The 26184-nt window shown below is 32.5% G+C and carries 28 protein-coding genes; 21 read left to right on the top strand and 7 right to left on the bottom strand.

Going from position 1 to position 26184, the window contains the following annotated elements; genetic code table 11:
- Positions 1–13 precede the first annotated feature (13 nt).
- The 3 genes from ftsH to HLK68_RS03990 all read left to right on the top strand — a co-directional run bounded on the left by ftsH (position 14) and on the right by HLK68_RS03990 (position 3427).
- Entirely contained in the window at positions 14–2047 is a 2034-nt protein-coding gene (ftsH, locus tag HLK68_RS04000; protein WP_006784886.1) for an ATP-dependent zinc metalloprotease FtsH, read from the top strand.
- 187 nt (positions 2048–2234) lie between these two features.
- Positions 2235–3110, top strand: coding sequence for an Hsp33 family molecular chaperone HslO (hslO, locus tag HLK68_RS03995; protein WP_006784887.1), 876 nt, complete (start codon positions 2235–2237; stop codon positions 3108–3110).
- A 17-nt stretch (positions 3111–3127) separates the two neighbouring features.
- Positions 3128–3427, top strand: coding sequence for a CAAX protease family protein (locus HLK68_RS03990; protein WP_006784888.1), 300 nt, complete (start codon positions 3128–3130; stop codon positions 3425–3427).
- Between the two features lie 43 nt (positions 3428–3470).
- Here the strand turns inward: HLK68_RS03990 and HLK68_RS03985 are convergent, their stop codons facing one another.
- A complete protein-coding gene (locus tag HLK68_RS03985) occupies positions 3471–3656 on the bottom strand; it encodes a hypothetical protein (protein ID WP_006784889.1) in 186 nt (61 codons plus the stop codon).
- Between the two features lie 164 nt (positions 3657–3820).
- On the opposite strand from HLK68_RS03985, the gene HLK68_RS03980 reads away from it, so the two are divergent.
- Complete coding sequence (locus HLK68_RS03980; protein WP_006784890.1) at positions 3821–5101, top strand: alkaline phosphatase family protein; 1281 nt, start codon at positions 3821–3823, stop codon at positions 5099–5101.
- Positions 5102–5134: 33 nt separating this feature from the next.
- Here the strand turns inward: HLK68_RS03980 and HLK68_RS03975 are convergent, their stop codons facing one another.
- Positions 5135–5494 carry a helix-turn-helix domain-containing protein gene (locus HLK68_RS03975; RefSeq protein ID WP_006784891.1) on the bottom strand — a complete coding sequence of 120 codons (360 nt, stop codon included), beginning with the start codon at positions 5492–5494 and terminating at the stop codon, positions 5135–5137.
- Between the two features lie 216 nt (positions 5495–5710).
- Between HLK68_RS03975 and HLK68_RS03970 the strand changes: the two genes are divergently transcribed.
- From HLK68_RS03970 to HLK68_RS03945, 6 genes are all read left to right on the top strand, one after another.
- A complete protein-coding gene (locus HLK68_RS03970) occupies positions 5711–6673 on the top strand; it encodes an ABC transporter permease (RefSeq protein ID WP_269146103.1) in 963 nt (320 codons plus the stop codon).
- Positions 6660–7610 carry an iron chelate uptake ABC transporter family permease subunit gene (locus HLK68_RS03965; RefSeq protein WP_006784893.1) on the top strand — a complete coding sequence of 317 codons (951 nt, stop codon included), beginning with the start codon at positions 6660–6662 and terminating at the stop codon, positions 7608–7610. Before HLK68_RS03970 ends, HLK68_RS03965 begins: the two co-directional genes overlap by 14 nt.
- On the top strand, positions 7607–8362 hold the full coding sequence (locus HLK68_RS03960) for an iron ABC transporter ATP-binding protein (protein WP_006784894.1): 756 nt from the start codon (positions 7607–7609) through the stop codon (positions 8360–8362). The genes HLK68_RS03965 and HLK68_RS03960 overlap by 4 nt, the downstream gene beginning before the upstream one ends.
- 38 nt (positions 8363–8400) lie before the next feature.
- Entirely contained in the window at positions 8401–9381 is a 981-nt protein-coding gene (locus tag HLK68_RS03955) for a siderophore ABC transporter substrate-binding protein (protein ID WP_006784895.1), read from the top strand.
- A 617-nt stretch (positions 9382–9998) separates the two neighbouring features.
- Positions 9999–11651, top strand: coding sequence for a hypothetical protein (locus tag HLK68_RS03950; RefSeq protein ID WP_006784896.1), 1653 nt, complete (start codon positions 9999–10001; stop codon positions 11649–11651).
- A gap of 58 nt (positions 11652–11709) precedes the next feature.
- Positions 11710–12264 (top strand): class D sortase, encoded by a 555-nt coding sequence (locus HLK68_RS03945; protein ID WP_006784897.1) that lies wholly within the window; start codon positions 11710–11712, stop codon positions 12262–12264.
- 35 nt (positions 12265–12299) lie between these two features.
- Here HLK68_RS03945 and HLK68_RS03940 read toward each other — a convergent pair whose 3' ends face one another.
- Positions 12300–12803: a hypothetical protein gene (locus HLK68_RS03940; RefSeq protein ID WP_006783674.1), complete on the bottom strand. Its 504-nt coding sequence runs from the start codon at positions 12801–12803 to the stop codon at positions 12300–12302.
- 120 nt (positions 12804–12923) lie between these two features.
- On the bottom strand, positions 12924–13175 hold the full coding sequence (locus HLK68_RS03935) for a hypothetical protein (RefSeq protein ID WP_009606879.1): 252 nt from the start codon (positions 13173–13175) through the stop codon (positions 12924–12926).
- A 171-nt stretch (positions 13176–13346) separates the two neighbouring features.
- Between HLK68_RS03935 and HLK68_RS03930 the strand changes: the two genes are divergently transcribed.
- Positions 13347–14129, top strand: coding sequence for a tyrosine-protein phosphatase (locus HLK68_RS03930; protein ID WP_006783676.1), 783 nt, complete (start codon positions 13347–13349; stop codon positions 14127–14129).
- Positions 14130–14168: 39 nt separating this feature from the next.
- Here HLK68_RS03930 and HLK68_RS03925 read toward each other — a convergent pair whose 3' ends face one another.
- On the bottom strand, positions 14169–14459 hold the full coding sequence (locus HLK68_RS03925; protein ID WP_006783677.1) for a hypothetical protein: 291 nt from the start codon (positions 14457–14459) through the stop codon (positions 14169–14171).
- Between the two features lie 146 nt (positions 14460–14605).
- Between HLK68_RS03925 and HLK68_RS03920 the strand changes: the two genes are divergently transcribed.
- The 10 genes from HLK68_RS03920 to folK all read left to right on the top strand — a co-directional run bounded on the left by HLK68_RS03920 (position 14606) and on the right by folK (position 23948).
- Entirely contained in the window at positions 14606–15097 is a 492-nt protein-coding gene (locus tag HLK68_RS03920; RefSeq protein WP_006783678.1) for a lecithin retinol acyltransferase family protein, read from the top strand.
- Positions 15098–15516: 419 nt separating this feature from the next.
- On the top strand, positions 15517–16404 hold the full coding sequence (locus HLK68_RS03915; RefSeq protein WP_132942736.1) for a class I SAM-dependent methyltransferase: 888 nt from the start codon (positions 15517–15519) through the stop codon (positions 16402–16404).
- A gap of 28 nt (positions 16405–16432) precedes the next feature.
- The gene (locus HLK68_RS03910; RefSeq protein WP_009606882.1) at positions 16433–17290 is read left to right on the top strand and encodes a class I SAM-dependent methyltransferase; all 858 of its coding nucleotides are present in this window, start codon (positions 16433–16435) and stop codon (positions 17288–17290) included.
- Between the two features lie 153 nt (positions 17291–17443).
- Positions 17444–18298: a hypothetical protein gene (locus HLK68_RS03905; RefSeq protein ID WP_006783681.1), complete on the top strand. Its 855-nt coding sequence runs from the start codon at positions 17444–17446 to the stop codon at positions 18296–18298.
- A 1008-nt stretch (positions 18299–19306) separates the two neighbouring features.
- A complete protein-coding gene (gene galU, locus HLK68_RS03895) occupies positions 19307–20269 on the top strand; it encodes a UTP--glucose-1-phosphate uridylyltransferase GalU (protein ID WP_006783682.1) in 963 nt (320 codons plus the stop codon).
- A gap of 132 nt (positions 20270–20401) precedes the next feature.
- Complete coding sequence (locus HLK68_RS03890; protein ID WP_009606892.1) at positions 20402–21340, top strand: hypothetical protein; 939 nt, start codon at positions 20402–20404, stop codon at positions 21338–21340.
- A 208-nt stretch (positions 21341–21548) separates the two neighbouring features.
- Positions 21549–22139: a rubrerythrin gene (gene rbr / locus HLK68_RS03885; protein ID WP_039930882.1), complete on the top strand. Its 591-nt coding sequence runs from the start codon at positions 21549–21551 to the stop codon at positions 22137–22139.
- A 49-nt stretch (positions 22140–22188) separates the two neighbouring features.
- Complete coding sequence (gene folP, locus HLK68_RS03880; protein ID WP_238843636.1) at positions 22189–23070, top strand: dihydropteroate synthase; 882 nt, start codon at positions 22189–22191, stop codon at positions 23068–23070.
- A gap of 18 nt (positions 23071–23088) precedes the next feature.
- Positions 23089–23451 (top strand): dihydroneopterin aldolase, encoded by a 363-nt coding sequence (gene folB, locus HLK68_RS03875; protein WP_006783686.1) that lies wholly within the window; start codon positions 23089–23091, stop codon positions 23449–23451.
- Between the two features lie 17 nt (positions 23452–23468).
- Positions 23469–23948: a 2-amino-4-hydroxy-6-hydroxymethyldihydropteridine diphosphokinase gene (gene folK / locus HLK68_RS03870; RefSeq protein WP_006783687.1), complete on the top strand. Its 480-nt coding sequence runs from the start codon at positions 23469–23471 to the stop codon at positions 23946–23948.
- Positions 23949–23971: 23 nt separating this feature from the next.
- Here the strand turns inward: folK and HLK68_RS03865 are convergent, their stop codons facing one another.
- Together HLK68_RS03865 and HLK68_RS03860 are read right to left on the bottom strand one after the other, a co-directional pair.
- The gene (locus HLK68_RS03865; protein WP_006783688.1) at positions 23972–24127 is read right to left on the bottom strand and encodes a hypothetical protein; all 156 of its coding nucleotides are present in this window, start codon (positions 24125–24127) and stop codon (positions 23972–23974) included.
- 214 nt (positions 24128–24341) lie between these two features.
- Positions 24342–25559, bottom strand: coding sequence for a phosphodiester glycosidase family protein (locus HLK68_RS03860; protein WP_238698350.1), 1218 nt, complete (start codon positions 25557–25559; stop codon positions 24342–24344).
- Between the last annotated feature and the right edge of the window lie 625 nt (positions 25560–26184).

Raw genomic sequence — 26184 nt, 5'->3', positions numbered from 1 at the left:
AAGAGGTGCGAAGATGCCGCCAATTAATCCAAAAGATAAAATTAAAAGCATGAAAAAGAAAAGTAGTTTTAATAAAAAAGGTCCACAAAGTATTGGAATCTACTTTATTCTATTTATCATTGTTTTAGGGTTATATGGTTTCTTATTTATTCCACAGGAAACACAGAAAATTGAAGAGCCACGTTATGAACAATTATTAAGTGATTTAGAATCAGGAAAAATTGTTTCATTATATGTTCAACCAGTAGATGGTGAAGACAATCAAAATATGTGGTCTGTTCAAGGTGAAATGATGGTAGATGGAAAGAAAACTATCTATACTGCAAATGTTCCAAATTCGGAATTGTCACGTATTTATGATTTAGCATTATCAAATAACATTGAAATTAATAATAAATTAGCTTCAAGTGTAGGTAAGATATGGTCATTCCTTTCTTACGCGTTAATAACTGTTTTATTCCTAGGTGTCATCATGTTTATGTTTAAATCAGCACAACGAGGGAATAATAAGGCGTTTGATTTTGGTAAGAGCCGTGCTAAATTATCTAAACAAGAAGGAATCTCGTTCGAAGATGTTGCTGGAAATGATGAAGAGAAAGAAGAATTGGTTGAGGTTGTCGATTTCTTAAAAAGTCCAGCTAAGTATAATGAAATGGGAGCACGTGTTCCAAAAGGTATTTTATTAGTAGGGCCTCCAGGTACAGGTAAAACGTTATTAGCTCGTGCAGTTGCAGGAGAAGCTGGAGTACCTTTCTACTCAATTTCAGGTTCTGATTTCGTTGAAATGTTCGTAGGGGTAGGGGCAAGTCGTGTACGCGATATGTTCCAAACTGCGAAGAAAACAGCGCCTTGTATTATCTTTATCGATGAGATTGATGCAGTAGGGCGTCAACGTGGAGCTGGTATGGGTGGAGGACACGATGAACGTGAACAAACATTAAATCAGTTACTTGTTGAGATGGACGGATTTGGTCCAAATTCAGGTATTATCGTAATGGCTGCAACTAACCGTCCAGACGTTTTAGATCCGGCTTTATTACGACCAGGACGTTTTGACCGTCAAATTACAATTGGTCGTCCAGATGTTAAAGGACGTGAAGCAATCTTAAAAGTGCATGCACGTAATAAACGTTTAGCACCTGAAGTACGTTTAGAAGATATTGCAAGACGTACACCAGGATTTAGTGGAGCGGATCTTGAAAACTTATTAAATGAATCTGCTTTATTAGCAGCTCGTGAAAATCGTAAAGAAATTCAAATGCGTGATGTCGATGAAGCAACGGATCGCGTTATGATGGGACCTGCTAAAAAATCAAAAGTATTCTCACCAAAAGAACGACGTGTTGTTGCTTATCATGAAGCAGGACATGCTGTTGTTGGATTAAAACTTGAAAATGCAGAGATTGTACATAAAGTTACAATTATTCCTCGTGGAGAAGCGGGAGGATATGCTTTAATGCTTCCTGAAGAGGAAACTTATTTACAAACTAAACAAGATTTATTAGACCGTATTACTGGATTATTAGCTGGACGTGTCTCAGAAGAGTTAACGTTCCACCAGGTAACAACGGGAGCTCATAATGACTTCCAAAAAGCAACTGCTATTGCACGTGCGATGGTTACTGAATACGGGATGAGTAAATTAGGGCCTATCCAATACGAACAACGTAGTGGAAATGTATTCTTAGGACGTGACTATAATAAAGATAAGAACTTCTCTGATCATTTAGCACGTCAAATTGATGAGGCAATTCATGAGATTATTAGTGAATGTTATGAACGTTGTCGCAAGGTTCTTGAGCAAAATCAAGATTTAGTAAAATTAATCGCTGAAACATTGTTAGAGTATGAAACATTAACGAAAGAACAAATTGATGAGTTAGTTGAAAAAGGTCACTTAGAAACAACAGCTTATACAATTAGTAGCTCTAATAAAGATGATAAAAAACAAGCTAATTTCAAATTAGTGCGTGAAAATAATAATTATCAATTAAAATCAACATTAACTCATTCAAAGGATGAATTACCTCCAATTGAAGAGTTATAATAAAAAAATCGTTTCTCATTAGAGAAACGGTTTTTTTATGAGATGATGTAAATAAATTTTTCCTATTAGCTCAATATAAAATTAATACTGACAATAATGAGTAGAAAAATAAGTGTATTTTTGTTATCATAGACAACATAAAAATGATTTCCTAAGAAATAAAAGAGACAACAAGGAGGCACATTAAATGAAAGATTATTTAGTTAAAGCATTAGCATTTGATGATCAAATTCGTGCATTTGCTGTAAGTTCAACAAATTTAGTTGAAGAAGGACGTCGTCGTCACGGTTGCTGGCCAACTGCTTCGGCTGCTCTTGGTAGAACTTTAACGGTTGCTGCTATGATGGGAAGCCAGTTAAAAGGTGAAGAAACAATTACTATTCGTATTAATGGAAATGGACCAATCGGTTCAATTATTGTAGATGCAGACTCAAAAGGTATTGTACGTGGATATGTTACGAATCCAGAAGTACACTTCCAATATAATTCAGGAAAATTAAATGTAGGGATGGCTGTTGGAACTGATGGGCAGTTATCAGTGACAAAGGATTTAGGATTAAAAGATTATTTCACAGGACAAGTTCCGTTACAATCAGGTGAAATTGGTGATGACTTTACGTATTATTTTGCAGTATCTGAACAAGTTCCATCTGCTGTTGGCGTAGGGGTTTTAGTTGAACCAGATAACTCAGTTAAAGCAGCTGGAGGATTTATTATTCAAGTAATGCCAGGAGCTACAGAAGAAACATTAGTGAAGTTAGAAACTGCTTTATCTAATATTAAACCTGTTTCTCAAATGATTGATGGAGGTCTTACTCCTGAACAAATTTTAGAAACGATTTTTGGTTCGGAAAATGTTCGTATTTTAGATCGTCATGATGTTCATTTTGAATGTAAATGTTCAAAAGATAAATTTGAAAATGGAATTATTAGTTTAGGAGAAAATGAAATCCAAGCGATGATTGATGAAGATCACGGTGCGGAGGCAGTTTGTCATTTCTGTATGGAACGTTATCAATTTACTGCTGAAGAATTAGAAGCTTTAAAAGAACGAGTAAAGTAATTAAAGGATGAATTAATATGAATCGCTATGAAGATAATATTGAAGTAGTTGAAGGTGAAGTTATTAGTGATGGAAGTACATCTTCACAAAAGGATTATTGGCGTGAGGAACTTAAAGAAGAGCTTCGCCAAGAATTAAGAAACGATTATCGACATGAACTAAGAAAGGGAATGATGTCGGTTCTAGGAAAAAGCTATAATTTAGGAATGATGCTTGCAGTTGTTATCTCTTACACAGCACATCACTCTATTTTATGGGCGATTATTCATGGATTACTTGGTTGGTTTTACGTTATTTATAAAATTATTTTTGGATAAAATTAAAATCCATTATTTCATTTTGAAATAATGGATTTTTTTATTACATCGGATAGAATTCATCAATAACTTTAATGATATTAGGGCGGAGATCAATATTACCTTGTTCAAGCTGATATCTTAGGCTTGAAAAATCAGAAGAGTTTGAAGGAGCTTGGGTATCTGCTTGAAGTCCGATGTAAAATAATAATAAACCACAAATGATAAGAATAGTATTTAATACTTTCATCAGTGTCACTCCTTATCGCTTTTGTCGAGATTGAGCTCAATATTACTATACGTGTGGACTAAGGAAGGCGTGAGCGGAAATATTGGACATTTATACAAAATTATGTCATCATATTAATAAAGTTATTTTATATCTGAGGACAGCAAAGAAAGGGCGTGGATGATATGAAGAAATTATTATTGATGTCATTAGATGCGATGATTGGTAAAGATATTGAAATTTTAAAACAGTTACCAACGTTTGGACCAATTTTAAAAAAAGCATCAATTGTAAAATCAGTTGAGACAGTATATCCATCAATGACTTATACAGCTCATGCATCGATTGTTTCAGGAACTTATCCTAATAAACATGGAATTATCACAAATGAGGTATTTACACCATTAGTTAATAATGCACCTTGGTATGAGTTACGTTCACAAAATAAAGCTCAAATTCTACCTGAACTAGCTCAAGAAAATGGTTATTCAGCATTTATTAATAGTTGGCCAACATTAGTAGGAGCAAATGTTGATTATGTTGTTCAACGTGCTGGAATTCATTATCCTAAAGAAGAACAAGAATCTGAAATTCGTAAAAATTCAAATGATGTTTTAACACAGGAAATGTGGGACTATTGTGCGGAAGCATGGACGTTACCAAATTATTATTCAACAGATAAATTTTCTGCAAAAGCAACAGAATATGTTATTAATAAATATCAACCAGATGTAATGTTAATGCATATGACATTACCAGATCATTATCGTCATTCACACGGGGTATTATCTGAAAAATTAGTAGATGCGTATAAATATTTAGATGATATGTTAGCAATCGTTGTAAATGCTTTAAAAGCAAATGATTTATATGAAAAAACAACGTTTGTTTTCTGTTCAGATCATGGACAAGTTGATGTGGATATGAATATTAATGCGAATAAATTATTAATTGAAAATGGATTATTAACAGTAGATGAGAATGGAAAAATGACAGATTGGGAAGCTTATATCCAATCTAGTGCTGTATCTGCTCAAGTTTATTTAAAAAATCCTAAAGATGAAGAAATGGTTCAAAAGGTTTATCAGTTATTAAACGAAAATCGTGATTTATTACATATTGAGCATATTTTTACGCGTGAGGAAGTTAATAAAACGTATCGTTTAAATGGAGAGTTTACATTTGTATTAGAAGCTAAAGAAGGAGCCGCATTTGGATGGAATCTATTAGCTGATTATCAAAATCCAATTATGAATGATGATTATCGTGTAAGTCGTGGTACACATGGACATATCCCAAGTAAAGGGGAGCAACCATGTTTAATTTTAAGTGGTCCAGGGGTACTTGAAGGAAAAGAAATCTCAGTTGCTAAAGTTGTGGATATTGCTCCAACATGTGCAGCTATTTTAGGATTTGAAATGCCTGAAGCAGATGGACGTGTACTTCGTGAATTATTAGTAGATTAATAAAAAAGGTCAAAGCTTGTGCTTTGACCTTTTTTATTTTTGATTTGCAATTCGACGATATTGTAGGGGTGTCATCCCTGTTATTTTTTTGAATGTCATATTGAAATAGTTTTGATTATTAAATCCAACTGTTAATGCAACTTCAAGGGTTGATAATCTTCCTTCCTCGAGTAGTGGTTTACTATTTTCAATTCTAATTTCATTAACAACTTGTGAGAAAGTTTTCCCCAATTCCTTTTTTAAAACAGAACAAAAATAGCATTTATTAAGATGAAAGTAGCTAGCAACGTCTTCTAAAACTAAGTTTCGATCGTAATTATTTGAGATATATGCTAAAACTTGTGGGCCATAAAGACCGGAATTTGGAGCTTTATTTTTGTTTGTATCGTTCATTTTTTTCCCTCCATATAAAAAAATAAAAAGATAATAATAATTATTATCAATAAAAAGGCTAAAACCTAAATATAGTTATAAAAATCTAAACATAGTTAAGAATGTTACTTGGTTAACTGTTATAATAAAAACAAATGATAATAATTATCAATTAAGTTGGATTAATTATAACATAGAATTTATTGAGAGTAAATATGTTGACAACGGGGAAGAGGTATGAATTTGAAGAAGCGATATTTATTAATTCTATTGTTAATACTGTCTATTGTTTCAGTATTTGTTGGAGCAAGTAATGTTACGTTAGATTCAGTTATCAATGGAGACATTGATCAATTATTTATTTTATTTGTGAGTCGTATTCCGAGATTGCTAAGTATATTAGTTGCGGGGGTTGGAATGAGTATTTGTGGTTTAATTATGCAGCAATTAACACGAAATAAATTTGTTTCTCCAACGACTGCTGCCACAATCGATTTTGCTAAATTAGGAATGCTTATCGCTATGTTATTCTTTGCTGGAGCATCTCCGCTACATAAAATGTTTTTTTCTTTTATTTGTTCTTTAGCAGGAACATTCTTATTCATGGGAATATTAAAGCAAATTAAATTTCAAAATAGTTTATTTATCCCTTTAATCGGGATGATGCTTGGGAATGTTGTTAACTCCATTACAACGTTTATTGCCTATCAGTTTGATTTAGTCCAAAATATTTCATCTTGGGCTCAAGGAAATTTTACAAATGTGATGAAAGGAAATTTCGAGCTTATTTATTTAAGTATTCCACTTATTATCGTTGCATTTTTATATGCTAATAAATTTACAATCGCAGGAATGGGAGAAGATTTTTCAACAAATTTAGGTCTTAATCATAAGTGGATTGTGAATATTGGATTAACGATTGTTGCTTTAATTACATCAGTTATCGTCATTACTATTGGAGCTATCCCATTTATCGGCCTCATTGTTCCTAACATTGTGTCATTATACTTAGGCGATAATCTAAAAAATAGTTTAGGTCATACTGCTATTTTAGGAGCATTGTTCTTACTAATCTGTGATTTGATTGGTAGATTAGTTATTTATCCATACGAAGTTACGATTGGATTAACGGTAGGTGTCATTGGAAGCATTATCTTCTTATTTTTAATTATGAGGAGGAAATCAAATGCAACGTCGTAAGTTTTTTAGTATCCTACTCATTTTAGCGATTGGCTTTAGCGTATTATATTTAGCATACGGATTAAATCCGAATTCTTATCAATATGCTTTGTCAAGACGAATTCCAAAGTTAATTGCGATTATGTTAACAGGTGGGGGAATTGCAGTATCCTCAGTTATCTTTCAAACAGTTACTAATAATCGGATTTTAACGCCCAGTGTTCTTGGGTTGGATTCCTTATATACAATGTTACAAACTGTCATTGTCTTTATTTTTGGATCAGCAAATGTTGCTTTAATTGGTTCGAATGTTAACTTTATTTTAGCTGGAATTTTAATGGTTCTGTTTTCGTTAGTATTATTTCGTATTATGTTCAAGCAGGAAAATCAGAATTTATTCTTCTTACTAATGCTCGGAATGATTTTTGGAACCTTATTTAGTAGTTTATCTTCATTTATGCAAATGGTGATGGATCCAAATGAATTTTTAATCGTTCAAGATAAAATGTTTGCAAGTTTTAATAATGTTAAATCATCTTTATTAATGATTTCATTTTTAACAATAGTTGTTACATTTTTATGGGCATTTAAAGATATGAAGCGATTAGATGTTTTATCTTTAGGGCGTGAACATGCGATTAATTTAGGTATTGATTACGATAAGATTGTTCGAAAATTATTGGTTGTTGTTTCAATTTTAGTTGCTGTTTCAACAGCACTTGTAGGACCTATTACGTTTTTAGGATTACTGGTAACCAATCTCTCTTATCAATTATTTAAAGATTATCGTCATAGTGTTTTAATTCCAGGTGCAATATTAATTAGTATTGTATCGTTAATTGGAGGTCAGTTCTTAGTTGAGAGAGTGTTCCAATTTAGTACAACAATTGGGGTTATTATTAACTTTGTCGGTGGGATTTACTTTATTTATGTTCTGTTAAAGGAGGAGCGCGTATGATTGAGGTGAAAAATATTTCAAAGAAATATGGTTCAAAAGCTGTCGTAAATGATGTCTCTTTTCAAATTAAGAGGGGAAAGATTACCTCATTTATCGGACCAAATGGTGCTGGGAAAAGTACCGTATTAGGAATGATGAGTCGTTTGTTGAAAAGAGATTCTGGTGAAGTCTTTATTGATGGAAAAGAGTTATCACAGTGGAAAACAAATGAATTAGCTAAAGTCCTGGCGATACTTAAGCAAAGTAATCATTTAAGCGTCCGACTTACAATTCGAGATTTAGTCGCGTTCGGTCGCTTCCCACACAGTCAAGGTAATTTAACGGAAGTCGATCAAGCTAAGATTGACGAGGCGCTTCATTATATGCAACTTGAGGATATTCAGGATAAGTTTTTAGAGGAGTTAAGTGGGGGCCAAAGGCAACGCGCTTTTATCGGAATGGTGTTGGCACAAGATACTGACTATATTTTACTTGATGAACCTTTAAATAATCTTGATATGAAGCATAGTGTGCAAATTATGAAGATGTTACGTCGTATTACAGATGAGCTTGGTAAAACAGTTATTATTGTGATTCATGATATTAATTTTGCATCATGTTATTCAGATGAAATTATTGCTTTGCAAAACGGTGAAATTTCGGTTTGCGGAACAGTAGATGAAATTATGCAGGCATCAACATTAAGCGAGTTATATGATATGGATTTTGAAGTTAAAGAGATTAATAACAAAAAAATCTGTGTGTATTACTAGGCTAGGATTAAATATATAAGAAAAGGTGGAAAAGAAAAATGAAGAAAAATTTATTAGTAATGATGGCCGTTTTGGCAATGGGAATGGTAGGATGCTCACAGGCACCTGCAATGGAAGCACCGGCAGAAGATACAGCTGTATCTGAAGAAGTAAAATCAACTGAAAATAAAGAAGTAGCAACAACTTTAATAATTGAACATGACTTAGGGAAAACAGAAGTTGAAATTAACCCAGAAAATGTTGTTGTTTTCGATTACGGAATTTTAGATTCATTAGATTACATGGGGGTTGAAATTACAGGAGTTCCACAATCAAGTTCAATGCCAGAACATTTATCAAAATTTGATGGTTCTGAATATGCTAATGCAGGTTCTTTAAAAGAAGTAGATTTAGAAGCTGTTTATGAAATGCAACCAGATTTAATTATTATTTCTGGACGTCAATCTGATTACTATGAAGAATTATCAAAAATTGCGCCAACTATTTCCATGGGAATTGATAATGAGAATTATTTAGAATCATTCAAAGAAAATATGATAGTTTTAGGTCAAATCTTTGAAAAAGAAGAGTTTGTTACAGAAGAATTAGCTAAAATTGAGGAATCAGTTGCGACTTTAAATGAAGCTGTAACGGCAACAGGAGCTAATGCTTTAATTACGTTAGTTAATGATGGTTCTGTAAGTGCTTATGGTCAAGTTTCTCGTTTTGGAATCATCCACAATACATTTGGATTTATTCCAGCTGATGAAAATATTGAAGTATCAACACATGGACAAAATGTTTCATTTGAATATGTTTTAGAAGTTAACCCAGATTATCTATTTGTTGTTGATCGTGGGGCTGCGATTGGAGGAGAATCAACGGCTGCGGCTTTATTAGATAATGAATTAATTCATGCAACAAATGCAAGTGTAAATGATCACATTGTTTATTTAAATGCTGGGATTTGGTATACAGCGAGTGGTGGATTTACTTCAACAAATATGATGATTGATGAAATTAGTGCTGCGTTAAAATAATAATTTGCAAATAAGGTGAGTATTTCACCTTATTTTTTTATTAAATTTAATTACAAAAATAAAAAAATCACAAACTTTTTAAAAAAATTCACAAAAATATGTAAAATTATAGTATAATATACGTGTTAGGAAACATGGTCATTTAATGACAGGATAGTGTCAGTTTTGATGAAAATTGTCATGAGTTTTCATCGAATTTATCACCTATAGAAATTTGGAAGTCATTCAAGTATTTTTTAAGAATACTTATTCCCTATAGATTAGTTTTGTACTCCTCAAATATAAATAAAACTAAATTTGGAATCTATGATTTGCGGCGTAGATTCTAAAAAGACTTCAAATTCTATCACTATCTCCACCAAGTGTTTTCTGATTATCTTCCTCGAGGTAAACTTCGAGGATTTTTTATTTGTCGTGAATTTTGAAGACTACCATTCAAAGTCTTTTAATAATATAGAGTGTGATGAAGAATTTTAGTGGTTTTACTAGATTAAGCGATGAAGGGTGTCGTTTTCTAAATGATAGTAGTAAGGGGAAAGTGTGGTAATAAATATCATGATTTGATATAATTACATTAATAATTTTTATACGTCTTATTAAATAATGGAGTGAATAATGTGAAAAGATTACGTAATATTTTAGTTACAATTATTCCGTTGATTGTTTTATTTTTAATTGCGGATTATGTATTATTAGTACCTTTAAATATTAGATTTGAAGAAGGATTTGGATTATTCTACGGGTTATTAATTATTGCAATTATTGCTTATTTTTATGAAGATGTACGTTATATTTTTCAAGATATAGCTAAAGGACATCCCATTAGTTTTCCAGGTTCAAAAATTAAGTTTGTTTTACTGACGATGATTATCATTTATTTTGGATATCAGTTATCATCATTACCTATTTTTTGGAGCAAACAATATCACGATTTAATTGGTAATGTGGAGACAAAAGAATTTGTTGAAGAGATTCCATCAGTTGATTTATCTAAGATTCCAACAGTTGATGAAGATTATGCTCGCCGTTTAGGTGAGAAAAAGCTTGGAGAAGATGTTGGTTTGGGGTCTCAGGTTTATGTTGGGGATTATACGTTAATTAGTATGAATGACGAGTTATTCTGGGTAGCACCTCTTGAACATATTGATATTATTAAGTGGTTTGCTAATCATGAGGGGACCCCTGGATATATAATGGTTTCAGCGACTGATGCTCAGGATGTACGTTTAGTTCAAGAAGATGCAGAAGGAAACCCAATTCACTTAAAGTATTTACCTTCGGCATTCTTTAATGATGATATTAAACGTAAGGTATATTTTGAAGGAAATATGTTTGAAGGATTGACTGATTTCTCATTTGAATTAGATGATTCAGGACGCCCTTATTGGGTTGTGACAACTTATACTAAGAAAGTCGGAATTAATGGTGGATCTGATGCGACTGGAGTAGTAGTGGTTGATGCGCAAACTGGAGAGACTCATAAATATTCAACTGAAGAGGCACCAACATGGATTGACCGTATCCAACCACAATCATTTGTGATTAATCAAATTAATGACTGGGGGTGGTATACAAACGGATTCTTCAATACATTATTTGCTAAAAAAGGGATTATTCAAGCAACTCAGGGAAGTAATTATATGTATGTCGATGGAGAGTGGTATTTCTATACTGGTATGACTTCAGCTAGCTCTGATGAATCAACGGTTGGATTTATGTTATCGAATACGAGAACGAAGGAAACAAAGTTCTATAAAATTGCAGGTGCAACTGAGATTGCAGCGATGCGTTCAGCAGAAGGAAAAGTTCAACAAATGTCATATTCTGCGAGTTTCCCATTGTTATTAAATATTGAAAATGAACCAACGTATTTTATGACGTTAAAGGATAACCAAGGTTTAGTTAAGCAATATGCATTTGTTAATGTAAAAGATTATTCGATGGTTGGTACAGGTGAAACATTAAGTGAGGCTCGTGCTAATTATACGAAGTTGATGTTTGGAAAAGGTGATTTTTCAAATCTTGCATCAGGAGAACGTAAGTCAATTAAGGGGACTGTTGAGCGTTTTGGAATGAGTCAAAGTGATGGAAATACTTATTATACGATTATTTTAAAAGATCAAACTAATTTATTATTGATGGGAGCAAGCACTATCTCACCGGAGTTAGCTATTACCCGCGAAGGTGACGTAGTTGAGATTGAGTATATTGACGCAAATAATCAGACAAAAACAATTGTTTCATTTGATAATTTAAATTACGTTCAGTAATCATAAAAGGAGAGGCGCTACTAACGTGCTTCTCCTTTGCGTTAGAGGTGTAGAAGTGATGAAGAAGATAATACCAATTTTATTGATTTTGATTGGTGTAGTTTGTTTAGGTATAGGAATTTATCCATTAATTGAGATGAATAAAGGAGTTAAAGAATCGGTGGAACAATGGGAGGAATTAAAAAATACTCCTAAGGAAGAAACATCGAATGAGAATGTCGATCAAAGTATTGTTGGGATGATGCAGATTGCTTCATTTGACAAGTTATTGCCAATCCGTGTTGGAACATCTGATGCGATTTTGACAAAAGGGGTAGGAATAGATGACGACACATCTATGATTGGTGATGTGGGTAATTCAGTACTTTACGGCCACCGAGAAGAAATTTTTTGGAATTTAAAACATGTTGAGGTTGGAGAGTTAATTACAATTGAGACATTAGATAATACCTTGACTTATGAGATACAAGATATTCAGATTGTTGATCCAGATGATGATTGGATTTACGAGTCATCAGATAGATCAATGATTACATTAGTGACTTGTTATCCGTTTGTTTATATGGGGCCAACACCTGAAAGATATGTTGTGAAAGCTAGTTTAATAGAGTAAAAAAATCCTCAGATTAATCTGAGGATTTTTTTATTTTATTTTTGAATATTAAATAACTTATCCCATGTTGCTTGGAAGTCAGATGCGATACGGGCAGTTACTGAATTATCTAAAATTGTTGCAGAAGACATATCTTTTCCTTTTTCATAGTAGTAACCACCGATTTCTTTGTCTCCGCTCATTAGTAAATAAATATCATAATCTTTGTTATCTTTTGTTCCTGTATATTGATAAACATCAACTGTTTTCCCAACATATTCACTTGGTTCTACCCATGTATATAACCATTGATTATAGACATCGCCTTGTGCAGCTGTTGCTTCATCAAGTGTATAGGTTTGGTAGTACTTACTTCCGTTAACATTAGTAACATTTTTAAATCCTAAGTCACTTACATATTTAATTTGTTTATCCTCTGTAGTAGTTGTTGTTGGCGTATTTTGAGTTGTATTGTTCTCTGTTGTTGTCGTTGTTGATTTATTGTTTGAACAAGCAACTAAACATAACCCAATCATAAACATAACCATTAAACGTTTCATTCTGAATCTTCCTTTCATGTCGATTTCTTTCATAGTATTTAACGGTTCTTCCTAATTATTCAAGAAAATAAAAAATAACCCCATCAATTATAAATTTATAATTGATGGGGTTTAATGATCTTAATAGTTTAATCCAGCTGGAACGATATATTGATGATCATCAGCAGAACATGGTGTAACGGCATATGTCATGTTACAGTTTGGACACTGATCAACTAATTTTAATTTAGTGTATGTTTCTCCACAAGAACAGTTAATAGTTGCTGGTGTTGGCATTTCTTTATCAGCAAATCCTTTCATACGCACTTTATCTGCTACGGCTTGACCATTTTCAAATTCACAACCACATTTCATTGAAATCATTTCACTCATATCATTCATCCCTTTCATATCTAGTTAAGAGTATTATATCAGATATAGTGAGATAAAAATGTGATATAGGTCACATAAAGGGAAAGATTTTAAAGGTAATATTAATTGTTTGTTCAAAATAGATGAGATAAAATAAATAATATAATAATTTGGTTATTAGGGGGATAGTTTATGATTGATATTCATTGTCATATTTTACCTGGAATTGATGATGGTGCAAAATCTATGGATGAAACTTTAGAAATGGCACGTATTGCGGTAAGTGAAGGGATTTATCATATTATTGCAACACCACACTATATCCAGTATAGTGATTATGCTAATAAGGAGCAGGTTCAACAGCTTGTAGACGAAGTGAATAATGTTTTAAAAAAAGAGAATATTGCTTTATCACTTGCAGTCGGTCAGGAAATTTATTTAACTCCGGATTTACCGAAATTAGTTGAATCTGGCGAGGTTAGTACACTTAATAATGGGCAGTATATTTTAGTTGAATTCCCGATGAATGATATCCCACTTTATGCTGAGGATGTTTTTTATGAATTAAGATTAATGGGGTTGACTCCGATTCTTGCGCATCCGGAACGTTATCCAATGATTATGGAGGATCCTAATATATTGTTAAAGTTTTTGAATTTAGGTGTTTTATGTCAGGCAAATGTCGGAAGTATTCGGGGATTTTTTGGAGAACGCGTTCAAAAAACTGTGATCACGTTAATTGAACATCATATGATTCATTTTGTTGCAACAGATGCTCATACACCAAGAAACCGTGCACCTAAGGTAAGAAAAGCATTAGATGAAATCACCCGATTAAGTGGTGATAAAGCACGTGAGTTATTCATTGAAAATCCGTTAAAGGTTTATAATAATGAGTTAATTGAAGTGGTTATGCCTATTGAGGTTCAAAAATCAGGATTTTTTAAGAGTTTATTTAGTAAATTTAAAAGATAGAAAAGAAAAACGTAGAAAAAATCTACGTTTTTTTTATATTTAGTTGGCATCTTTAAATAGAAAAGATGAGAGTGTAATTTCATTGTTCTGCTTCGTTGGATAGTCTTTGAAGAGGGATTTTAGATAAGGATCTCTTGCTGCAATTTCTTCATTAATTAACGGTAAGTCTTTAATGATTTCAGTCGATTCATCCTCAATTTCAAAATAATATCGGTGGATATTAATTGTTGCGTTTGGATATAGGACGTGGATTCCTTCGCGAATCGCATGTTTATGATAGGTTAAATCAGTTGTGACACAGTATGAAGGATCAACAAGTTGAAATTTCACAAAGGTCCCCCCTTTTTAATATTTTTAAATAATTTATATCAATATATATGCGATTAGTATCTGCAATATTCATAGTTTTTCTTAAAAGTCACAAGTGATTTTAGTTATTCATACACTATAGTAACGATGTAAATGGTGGTGATAACGTGAAGACTGACGATAGACGAAGAAAAAACAGAAAAAACTCTAAAAAAGAGACTGAAGGGAGTTCACCTAAGTATCATAAAATTGTAGATGCAGTCGAACAGGTAGAACGGATAGGACGAACAATAGGGAATAAAATTGATAGTGATTTTAACTTAAGGGCTAATCAACGCTATGTTCCTTCTAAATATAATTTAGATTGTGCTGATCATATATGCGTCACTCGATATAAACCAACGCCGTATACTCATCATGGACTTTATCTTGGTCTTGGACTTGTTATTCATTATGATTTTAATCGAATTTGTATTGTGACTTTAGAACAGTTTGCAAAGGGGATGCCTATTTTTATTGTTCAAAGTAAAATAACTTATTCAAGGGAAGAAGTAATGGTCAGGGCTGTTAGTCGATTAGGGGAAGAAAAATATAATTTGATTACAAATAATTGTGAACATTTTGTGCGTTGGTGTCGTAGTGGTAAAAAAATAGAGTGACTATAATGTGATAGGTAGTGGAAAATCCACTATCTTTTTTTATTGTGGATATTATCAACAGCTTAAAGTTGAAATTAGGGGATAAGATAAATAATTTTTCGACAATTAGGTGTCGACAGTGTGTAAAAAAAGACAAAATACTCTAAAATGTTATTTTTAAAAAGTGAGAATTTTATCGAAATATCAGAAAAATGTAAAAAACAGGAACAAAGATATTTATTTTTTTCCACAATATGTTAGAATAGATTTATACACAGTCTTGTGGATATTAATAGATAATAAAGATGAAATATAGCTAATGATAATTGATATTACCATATTTTAAGGTATGTGTTTCTTATCCACATAGATTTTTTGGTTTTGTTGATAAGAAGGGGATAACTTATCGTAAACGAAGTCACTAAGGAGGGGAATAATTCGTGATTGCGAACAATCTATTTAATTTTAGTATGAAGAACAAAATGTTGGTACCTTTTTTTACAAAGTCTTCTAATGTTCAAAATTGCAGTTATCGTCGAAAATATGATTTAGTTTATATGATGGAGAAATATGCAACTTCATCAATGGATTATCTTCAGTGGGTAAATGAAAATGTGAATCCTAATAAAAATAAAAATGCTATTGAGTTTATTGATATTAGTGGTCTAGCTTTGATGAAGCATAAAGAGGTTTTCAGTAAATTTCAAAACGTTTATGTTTTAGATCAGTATTTTGGTGGGATGATTCATTTTAAAACAGCTATAAAAAATATTGTATCGAACCTTAAAGTAAGTCTTTCAACGAAAAGTAAGTTAAACTTACCGAATCATTCAATTGATATTATATTTAGTAATTCATCATTTAGTTTGATACCTGAAGACGTAAGGATGAGTTTTTTATCTGAAGGATTACGAGTTCTAAAAGACGATGGGGTTCTTTATTTCTCCAATCTTTCAGCGGAATATTATGATTCTATTTATGAACTATTAATAGAGTATGATTCACGATTAGCTAGTGGTTTAGATTGGAGTCAATTTCAAATCGTAAATGTCGATAAAGTACATGATTTTTTTAAACTGATTTTTTCAGAGGTTAAAGTCGAGTATTTTAAATCTGACTGGTGGATAACGAATGTTGATGACTTAATCGGATATTTATTATCAGAACGTGAATTTGATAGTTTGAAACTTATCATTTCCGAATCTGGATTATCAAAATTTAGAACATTTTTATTGAACAAAATAAAAGAAGATGGTGGAATTTTAATTAAGCATCGTGTAAATCTCATCATAGGTAAAAATAAATGTAGTTTAAAATTAGCTGTCTAAATTTAAGATAAGATCGAGGTAGTATAGGGTGGAGTTAGTACGTAGGGTAACATCTCATTTTAAATTTAATAATAAATCTTCTATCATTAATCTACATCCATTGAATGAACAATATTATAAGTTAAAAATGAAGTATTTTAATTCTGGACAACATCAAAGATGGATTAGTCGTAGCTTTTTTGATTATCTAAATTTAAAGGTAGACACTACTGTTTTAGATTTAGGTTGTTCTTTTGGCGTTCTATGGTGTCAAAATGTGGAGAAGTTAAAATCATATGCACCTATTACATTAGGGGAGAATCTTTTAGTTAATGTTCGGATTTCACAGCAAAATCTAAAATCAAGAAATATTAATTATCCAGTTGAGTTAGTTGATTATAAGCGTTTAAAGTTTGATGATAATAGTTTTAATAAAGTCATTTCTCGTATTGATTTTGAGGAATGTAGTCTAAGTGATCAACTTATAATGATTGAAGAATGTTGTCGAGTGGTTGAACCAAATGGTACTTGTTATTTCTTTATTGATAATAATCAACTTACAAATATAATGAATCAGTTATTGTATCAGTTTGACTCAAGTTTAGATATTCAAATGGATCCTACTGGATTAGAACGATATGAAGTGGAGTCATTTTTAGAAAAGAAATTTGAAAGTATTGAAATCATAAATTATAATAATAATTCAGGAATTTATGAAGCAGATGTTTTAATAAATTTATTAATTGCAGCTAAAAATTTAAATTTTATTGATTTGATTGTAAAAAGACATCGTATAGCGGAGTTTACTTTGTTTTTAACTCGTTATCTTGAAAAATATGGACCGATTTATCTCAATCCAGGGCATAAAATTATGATTTGTAATAAAAAAGCTCAAAAGTGTCATTAAACATTTTGGAGCTTTTTTAATTTGTTGGAAAATTAATGATAAAATGCTTTATCCTTAGTAGGATATCTGATAGGATATTACATGGAAAAGAGTCTAAAATTGTATTAAAATGACTTTTTATGTAACTATTAAGTCAGGTTAGGGGTATTAGGAATGAGTAATTTCAAAAATTGGATTATTACAAATCGAAAAAAAGTTGGATTAGGAATCGGATTATTCCTAATTATTTTTATGTTCTTTATTGTAAAAGAAGCTCCGGGCTATATCGAAATGTATAAAAATATTCAAAGTGCTAAAGTTTCACTTTTAAATGATGACTTAGAAGGAGCCCTAGTAAGTTATGAAAAAGCTTATCAGGCAGTTAAACAAAAAGTAATTGAAGAGAATATCGATGAAGTGAAGCAATTAATTACTTCAAAATCTAACTACTTAAAAGGTGAAAGAGCAAATCAAAATAAAAACTATGATAGTGCGTATTACTATTATCAAAATGTTATTCCAAGTGATGAAGAACGATATGAAAAAGCGCAGGATGAATTAAAAGTAGTAGCTCAAAGGTTAGTAGAATCTATTTACGAAGAAGTTGATGATTTATATGATAAGCATTTATACTTAATGATTATGGGGAAATTAGAACTTGCATTATCATATGGTGTAAACGTTGAAGAAACGCAAGAGAAAATCGATTATTATCAAAATGTTCTATTTGAATATTATGTAGATAGAGCGAAAACAGAGGCATCAACATATTTTAATCATAAATTATTTTATTCATTATTCTTAAATAGTTTAGAAGAAGCTGTCAAATATGCAACTACTGATGCACAAGTAGAGGAGCTATCACAATTAAGAGAGAATATTATAGCAGAAACAGTGAATGAATATTATGAGTTAGCGAATATAGCAGTCAATGATGGGAAGATGGAAGAAGTTAAAATATATTACGAGATGATTAGTGCCATCGATGTGACTAGTGAAGAAGCTAGTGCTTTGGCTGAGTTACTTTAATTAGTATATTAATTAGTAAAGTTGAATAGATTTTAATAAGCACGTAAAAACGATTGTGCTAAAAAGGGGTATACTAGCCCTGTCTGTTAAGTGATTAGCAGATACTCACCGTTAATTGCTTTGAAATCCTAAAGCTCAATGTACGAAAACGTCATCTGAAAAGATAAGCGTGAACGTAGCGAAAGCAGAAAAAAACATTGAGATGAACATATGGTTAAATCCTAAGTGTTTATGAAAAATGGATGTTTAGCAGCGAATTTCCTAAGTCTCAGTGATATGGAAAACGTTCAACGACTATCCCATTGCGTGGGAGTAGAATTACAAGTGATTGGTAATTCGAAAAATGGTGCTCCTATAGTTTTTAGGATGAAGATATAGTCTGCGCACGCTCTGAAAAGAGGTGACCTTTAGGGGTATTAATTAGGTAGCGCTAATTGATAAACAGATGTAAGTAACGGACTGGTATTAGATGAGACAATCTCGAATAAGACCAATGAAGTATTTTCAACGCACTATTATATGGAAAATTGCTTATGGACGAGTTAATCGTAGACGTGTCAAATAACATTATTCTCAGCTTTAGTAAAACAAAAAGGGACTATCTCAAATGAGATAGTCCCTTTCCCACATCTATATTATTCAGGTTTCATAGCATTATTCACTAACGCCAGCAGCAGCAAGAAATAATAGCTAATAAAATAAATAACACTAAAATGAAACAGCATGAATTTCCTTGATTTCCACACATATTACATTCACCTCATTTAACATAATCGGTAGTTTCACTACCTAATTTAATTTATGAAGAATGGAATAATTTGTGATATAAATCAGATATTAATTTTAAATTTATTAGGAGAAATAGTTGATTGTATTTCGGAATAAAGATAGCATAGTTAATCGGTTACATAATTTAGCCATTACTACTTCTACTTAGTCAGTTAGTTGTGATATAATGACACTGATTAAACATCTAATATAGAGTGTTAAGTGAATGGAGATGAAACGATGCGTAAACCAGTAAGAAAGGCAGTTATCCCAGCAGCTGGATTTGGAACACGATTCTTACCTGCTACAAAGGCACAACCAAAAGAGATGCTACCTATCGTAGATAAACCAACGATTCAGTATATTATTGAAGAAGCTGTTGCTTCAGGAATTGAAGAGATTTTAATTGTGACAAGTTCAATGAAGCGTCCAATTGAGGACCATTTTGATAAGTCATATGAACTTGAGGATACGTTAGCTAAGAAAGGTAAAACAGAGATGCTTGAAATGGTTCAAGGAATTTCTAACTTGGCTCAAATTCATTATGTGCGCCAAAAAGAAGCAAAAGGACTTGGACATGCGATTCTTTGTGCTAAGACATTTATTAAAGATGAGCCTTTTGTTGTTTTACTTGGAGATGATGTGGTTGTTAATGATGAGAATCCAGCAACGCATCAATTAGTAGAAGCTTATAATAAAATTGGATGCTCAATCATGGGTGTTCAACAAGTTCCAAGGGAAGATGTATCTAAGTATGGAATTGTTCGTCCATCATCTTCTCATGTTGCAGATGGACGTATGGTTAAATTAAGTGGAATGGTTGAAAAACCAGCTCAAAAAGATGCACCATCTAACTTAGCTGTAATGGGACGTTATGTTTTAACACCTGAAATTTTTGAAATGTTAGAAACTCAAGAGCCAGGTGCAGGTGGAGAAATTCAATTAACAGATGCAATTGATCGTTTAATGGATCGTCAAGCCGTATATGCTTATGATTTTGAAGGTAAACGTTATGATGTTGGAGATAAATTTGGATTTATCAAGGCAACAATTGACTTTGCTTTAAATCGTAAAGATTTAGGGGATCAAGTTCGTGATTATTTATTAAATGAAATTGCGCCTACTTTAAAATCAAAAGTTGCAACAAAAGATGTAGTAGTAAAAGAAGAGGTAGAAGAAACCGCTGAAGAAGTGACTGAATAAGAAGGGATACCCCCTTCTTTTTTTATTTATCATTTTAAGTTTTTTAAAGGGTGTTAACAAATAAATCTTTTCCCTGCATATAATGTATTAAGGCAATAGGGTATTACGTAGTTAAATAGGTGGGGTGAAATTATGAATATTAATAAGGCGATTTATAAGTCCGAACAACTTGTTTCACTTTACGGTGAACAACAAAATGAGGGGTTGTTAGAAGAATCCAAGAAATTAAATCGGGGTATTGATAGTAAAGCTTATCTGTCAACAATTAAATATTTATATTTGTATCAGTATTATAAAACAAGTCAAACATTTCCAAGTTGGTATAGCACTCTAATGCAAAAAAAAATTAATGATTTATATGATTATTTCGAAAAAACATTTGCGAATATTATAAATAAACATGGGAAGGTGGATGAGGAATTAGAGTCTTTCTTATCTAGAAGAGTCGTGTGGTTATATAAAGGTAATTTTAGAGTTTATCCCACAAGTCCTGTGGATTACTTGCCTCTTGAATTAAGGTTAAAAGTGTATGTTTATTTGTATGGTGAAGAAGATGATCCAAAAGCTAGTTGTCATTTAAGAAATCGTATTGCTGTGACTCTTGCAAAACTGGGTCATTTAGATTTAGCGAATTTGTTTAGTATTTATAATTGGTTGATGGCACAAGGAATTAATACCCATTTTGCGAAATCAAGTAATTTAAAAACGACGCTATCACAACTTAAACATGCGAATGAATATAATAAAAAATTACAGCAAGAAGGTCAGAGCGTTCCCCTTGTGACAGAGTTATGTTTTTATTTTACGAAGTTATTGAATCGTCAGTTAATGAAATATGACCGTGCGAATGTTGCGATGATCGATTTAGTAGCTTTTTATTATAAGCAATATCCACAGTTAGAGCAATTATCTTTGCCGTTTAAAACATATTTAAGAACGAAGGATATGAAAGAACTTAGGGATAAAGTAGAACAAAAACGAGGTGAGTTTATTAAGGCGACGAATGAAGTTACCTCACTGATAGAAGATCAAGTTACGTTATATAATTTTATATTAAGAATTTGTATTTAAGTGTATCATGACTCCTCCTTAATCGACAAAGAGGAGTTTTTTTCTGATGATGTGATAGATGAGTTTATTGTGTTTACATATATTTGTATAATCTTCGTGCATTGTGGCATCTAGGTGAAAGTATTTTAAACATAGATGAGTAATTTTGAATAATCGGATGAATATGTTCCAAAATAAAGGTGAAATCGTACATATGGAGGTTGTTGGGATGGCATCTTTAAAAGGATCTGAAACACATAAAAATTTAATGCGTGCATTCGCAGGTGAATCACAGGCAAGAAATCGATATACGTTTTATGCCTCAATTGCAAAAAAACAAGGTTATCCATTAATCGAAAAAACATTTACTTTAACAGCTAATCAAGAGCAAATGCATGCAAAGATTTTCTTTCAATATCTTTCTGAAGAGTTTAATGGAGAAGAGATTGAAATTGATGCAGCTTATCCAGTAGATATATACCAAGAAAATACCCTTCAAAATATATTAGCTTCTGTTACAGCTGAAACTCATGAGCATCAGGAAATTTATCCTGCATTTGCAGAAGTGGCTAAAAAAGAAGGATTTAATCAAATTGCAGCAACTTTTAATATGATTGCTAAGATTGAGGAAACTCATAGTCAACGATTTGCAGCAATTGCAAAAGATATGCAGAATGATACTTTATTTACAAAACCAACTCCTGTTGCCTGGCACTGTGAGGTTTGTGGTCATATTCATTATGGTGTCGCAGCTCCAGCAATTTGTCCAGTTTGTAAACATGCTAAAGGTTACTTTAAAGCAGAAGCGGCTAATAATTAAGTATCGGATTTTCCGATACTTTTTTTCTTATGTTTACAGAAATTTTGAGATGAATTATACTAATAGGTATAATTTAGAGGCTTTATTGATTGAGGTGATGAGAGTGTTTGCTCAAAATAGACCGCTTATTATGGGAATTTTGAATGTGACCCCGGATAGTTTTTCGGATGGTGGAAGTTATCAACATATTGATGAGATTGTCAAAAAGGCACGCCAAATGGTTGCTGATGGCGCTGATATTATTGATATTGGTGGGGAATCCACACGACCTGGTTCAACTGTTGTAAAAGTAGAAGATGAGATTGCTCGTGTTATTCCTGTTATTAAACGATTGGTTGAAGAAATTGATGTTCCGATTTCAATTGATACTTATAAAGCAGAAGTGGCAAGACAGGCTGTTTTAGCAGGTGCTAAGATTATTAATGATATTGGTGGTGGCAAGTTTGATCCCGATATGCCAGATGTGATGGCCACTTCAGGTGCTTATGTTGTCCTGATGCATAATCGTATGCCTAATATGAGTGAAACAGATTGTATTACGGCGATTACAGGTGAATTAACCGTGTATGATGATATCGTACAAGACGTAATGACGGAGTTAAAAGACTGTGTAGAGTTGGTTAAAGCAGCAGGGGTTAGTGAGGATAAGATTATTCTTGACCCAGGGATTGGCTTTGCCAAAACAGTAGAGGGTAATGTTGAGTTGATGCGTCGTGTTGGTGAGCTTCATTCTTTAGGTTATCCACTTCTTTTAGGTGTGAGTAAGAAAGGAACGATTGGACATTTGCTTGGTGGACTGGATGTAGCAAATCGTTTAGAAGGTACGGTGGCAGCGACTTGTTTTGCTGTGAGTCAAAAGGTTCATATTATTCGTGTGCATGATGTGTTAGAAAATGCGAGAGCAGCAAAGGTTATGAAAGCTTTAGTTTAATTATAGGAGGAAACTGAGATGGCGAAAATTATGTTAAATGATATGGAGTTTATTACGAAGCATGGAGCATGTCCACATGAATATGAATTTGACCAAAAGTTTAAGGTTGATGTGTTTATGTATACGGATTGTGTATTAGAAGCGGGAGCAACTGATGATTTAAGTTTAACGATTAATTATGCAGATGCTTACGATGTGGTGGCAGATATTATGTATGGCGATCATGTAGATTTACTTGAGACGTTGGCCTTTCGTATTGGGACAGATTTATTAAACACTTATGCTGTGATTGATAAGGTGAAGGTTGAAGTCCGCAAAATGCAGCCTCCGATTACTGGGTTTAATGGAACGGCTGCCGTTGAAGTGACGATTAAACGTTAAGTTGGAGGGGTTATCGGATGAAACTAGCTTATTTAAGTTTAGGGTCAAATATAGGAGATAAGAAAAAGTATTTATATGATGCGATTAAGTTATTGGATGGGTATAAAGGTATTCACATCGTAAAGTTATCTTCTTTATATGAGACGAGTCCGTGGGGATATACGGAGCAGGATTTATTTATGAATTTGGTTGTTTTAATTGAAACAAGTTTGTCTCCTGTTGAATTATTAGATTGTTGTCAATTCATTGAACAAGAGCTTGGCCGTGTACGTTTAATTAAATGGGGACCACGTGTTATTGATGTAGATATTTTATTATTTGAAGATGAGACGATAAATACTGAACGTTTAACGATTCCGCATCCATTTATGACAGAACGTGACTTTGTAATGATTCCGCTTTGTGAGATTGCAAAAGATTTAAAGATAGATGGCATCACAGTTGAAACAATTATTCAAAAATTTGATCAGAAGGCATTAAAAAAAGTCATCGCCTAGTTATAGGTGATGACTTTTTTATATTAATCTGCAAAGAAGACCGATAAAAGGTGTCCGTGATTGTTAATATCTGATGACATACTTTCATTAAAAATTGCCATATCATAATGATGGTTTATTTCAACGGGAACATCCCATTCCTCGTCAATCTCATTTAAAATGTTATCAAGTATTAACATCATAAACTCTCCTTTAGCTTCTTTTTGTAGTTTATATTTTTAACTGGTGATTTCAGCCTTTTCTATAGTTTAATCTAGTTTTAAACGTCAATCTCTTTATAAATATATTATACGTGGTTGGATGATATTTTTAAAGTGACGGAATTGTCACAGACGATGACATATGAAAGACATAAATTTTATTTTCAAAAATAAAAAGGAGCTTAGCTCCTTTTTAGAAGTAAATCATATCGGCAATGGCGCGTTCTGCACCATCTGATGGTGTATTGATCACTTTTCCTTTAAAGTACAAAGTTGTTGATCCCCCACCATCTAGATTATACGCAGTTTGGCAGCCAAGACTTAGGAAAATGTTTTGTAGTTCGGTTAAGGTTAGCCCTTCGGCATCTTGTAGACGTCCTTCAGCTACAACGATGATGTATCGATTTTCATCAAGTTGGCCGATGGCTGTTCGTGGATGACGAGAAGTGTCTTTGATTTCTGTTGCTACACCATTTCGAACTAATATTGGGCCAAAGGCAAAGGAATCGTTGATATCAGCGGCATAAGCAGAGGCTTGATCATCTACTTGGAAGAAGTTTAAGTCTCCCGACCAAGTGGTAGAGAGGACTTCCCAGGTGAAGTTTGGATCGGTTTGAAGAAGTTGGCCGTCCCGAACGATAGATCCCATTGGTTTATTGGTATCGGTATAAAATCCTGATGCATTGATAGCAAGTGTTGCTCCTACGCGATTAGCCATACTAGATAATGTTTCTCGAGTTCCACCATAAGTATTATTAGCGAATTCGGACTGTAGTTGTTTATTTTTCGAGGCAATAACTTCGGCCACCCAGTAATGTTGATTATTTGATTTTTCTTCGACTAATTTTATTTTTAGGTCGTCGTCAATATAGAAATATGAATTGATTTGATCATAATATTGTTGTAATTCTGTTTGCTTTTGAACAATTTCAGTATCAAGTTGGGTTACTTTTGTTTCGGCATCTGATACGAGTGTTCGGTATTTTGTTTCTAATTCTTTAACGCTTAATGATCGCTCAGATACGTATTGTTCATTTAGCTTTGTTAACTCATCTATTTGACTGGTCAAGTTTTTGATGTTATCAGTTAGTTGTTGGTTTTGTTGAGAAAGCTGAGAAAGTTGTGATTCTTGTTGGTTGCTTTCTTCTTCAATGATAACAGATGCTTGTAATACTTCTTCAAGTTGTTTTTGCATCTCTTGATTAGAAGCAATTAGTGAACTTTGTGCTGATTGTTGTTGTTCAATGGTTATGTTTTGTTGTTCTACTTTTAAGGTTAGTTCTTTAATTGTCGTATTGGCTTTATCGTAGTAGTAGGCAAAACTTCCAACTAAGAGTAGAAAGAGGTTAAAAATCGTTAGAGTTAACCAAATAATTTTCTGCGTTTCTTTTTGCTGTCTCAAAATGTCCACCCCCTAATTAATCGCTTAATTATACAATGGAACTGTTTAAAATTTCCATACTTTCTGTTGTAATAATTGTATAAATTAGGGAGAGAATGCGTAAAATGTTAGCTTTAGAAGTATTGGAGTAAATAGTGTATGATGATTGGATTTTTATAGATTTTGAACTATACAATGCGTATCACGAATAGCTCTTAAGACTTGAACTTCTTGATAAAATTGAGGTTTTGGAAAAACATTTTAGAGGTAATTATGCAGTGACAGGGTAGTCAGACAAACCTTCAGGAATAGAGGCAAAGATTATAACCATTGATTTAGGTCCCTTATGATTAGGGAGTGAAATAACAGTAAAAGGGAAAAATAGAAGCTTACGTCGGTAATTTGGAAAAACTTATAACTTTTGTTGAAATATATACAAAGGATGTTAGTTTATCTTTTTTTACTTCGGATTATGGTAAAGATGATGGATTTTTATTGTATCTTAAAATCTCATAGCCATCTTGTTTTATAAATACTTGATTGTTTATCTAAAAAATTGTAAAACCGAGAGTAGCTAAATGATTAAAATAGATAAATGGCCTAATTGATAGTAATTTTTGAAAGAACTAACTCTTATTTTGAAATAAAAAAGCTC

This window comes from Turicibacter sanguinis, from assembly GCF_013046825.1.
In the GTDB taxonomy this organism is placed as follows: Bacteria; Bacillota_I; Bacilli_A; order MOL361; family Turicibacteraceae; genus Turicibacter; species Turicibacter sanguinis.
This window is presented reverse-complemented; position numbering and strand designations above follow the sequence as displayed.

Coding starts and splice junctions, on each gene's coding strand:
- HLK68_RS03865 (WP_006783688.1), bottom strand. CDS start 24,127: ATGTTAATACTTGATAACATTTTAAATGAGATTGACGAGGAATGGGAT.
- HLK68_RS03890 (WP_009606892.1), top strand. CDS start 20,402: ATGAATATTAATAAGGCGATTTATAAGTCCGAACAACTTGTTTCACTT.
- HLK68_RS03945 (WP_006784897.1), top strand. CDS start 11,710: ATGAAGAAGATAATACCAATTTTATTGATTTTGATTGGTGTAGTTTGT.
- ftsH (WP_006784886.1), top strand. CDS start 14: ATGCCGCCAATTAATCCAAAAGATAAAATTAAAAGCATGAAAAAGAAA.
- HLK68_RS03905 (WP_006783681.1), top strand. CDS start 17,444: ATGAGTAATTTCAAAAATTGGATTATTACAAATCGAAAAAAAGTTGGA.
- folB (WP_006783686.1), top strand. CDS start 23,089: ATGGCGAAAATTATGTTAAATGATATGGAGTTTATTACGAAGCATGGA.
- galU (WP_006783682.1), top strand. CDS start 19,307: ATGCGTAAACCAGTAAGAAAGGCAGTTATCCCAGCAGCTGGATTTGGA.
- HLK68_RS03940 (WP_006783674.1), bottom strand. CDS start 12,803: ATGAAACGTTTAATGGTTATGTTTATGATTGGGTTATGTTTAGTTGCT.
- HLK68_RS03990 (WP_006784888.1), top strand. CDS start 3,128: ATGAATCGCTATGAAGATAATATTGAAGTAGTTGAAGGTGAAGTTATT.
- HLK68_RS03970 (WP_269146103.1), top strand. CDS start 5,711: ATGAATTTGAAGAAGCGATATTTATTAATTCTATTGTTAATACTGTCT.
- HLK68_RS03975 (WP_006784891.1), bottom strand. CDS start 5,494: ATGAACGATACAAACAAAAATAAAGCTCCAAATTCCGGTCTTTATGGC.
- folP (WP_238843636.1), top strand. CDS start 22,189: ATGAATTATACTAATAGGTATAATTTAGAGGCTTTATTGATTGAGGTG.
- HLK68_RS03935 (WP_009606879.1), bottom strand. CDS start 13,175: ATGAGTGAAATGATTTCAATGAAATGTGGTTGTGAATTTGAAAATGGT.
- hslO (WP_006784887.1), top strand. CDS start 2,235: ATGAAAGATTATTTAGTTAAAGCATTAGCATTTGATGATCAAATTCGT.
- rbr (WP_039930882.1), top strand. CDS start 21,549: ATGGCATCTTTAAAAGGATCTGAAACACATAAAAATTTAATGCGTGCA.
- HLK68_RS03955 (WP_006784895.1), top strand. CDS start 8,401: ATGAAGAAAAATTTATTAGTAATGATGGCCGTTTTGGCAATGGGAATG.
- HLK68_RS03960 (WP_006784894.1), top strand. CDS start 7,607: ATGATTGAGGTGAAAAATATTTCAAAGAAATATGGTTCAAAAGCTGTC.
- HLK68_RS03985 (WP_006784889.1), bottom strand. CDS start 3,656: ATGAAAGTATTAAATACTATTCTTATCATTTGTGGTTTATTATTATTT.
- HLK68_RS03930 (WP_006783676.1), top strand. CDS start 13,347: ATGATTGATATTCATTGTCATATTTTACCTGGAATTGATGATGGTGCA.
- folK (WP_006783687.1), top strand. CDS start 23,469: ATGAAACTAGCTTATTTAAGTTTAGGGTCAAATATAGGAGATAAGAAA.
- HLK68_RS03965 (WP_006784893.1), top strand. CDS start 6,660: ATGCAACGTCGTAAGTTTTTTAGTATCCTACTCATTTTAGCGATTGGC.
- HLK68_RS03980 (WP_006784890.1), top strand. CDS start 3,821: ATGAAGAAATTATTATTGATGTCATTAGATGCGATGATTGGTAAAGAT.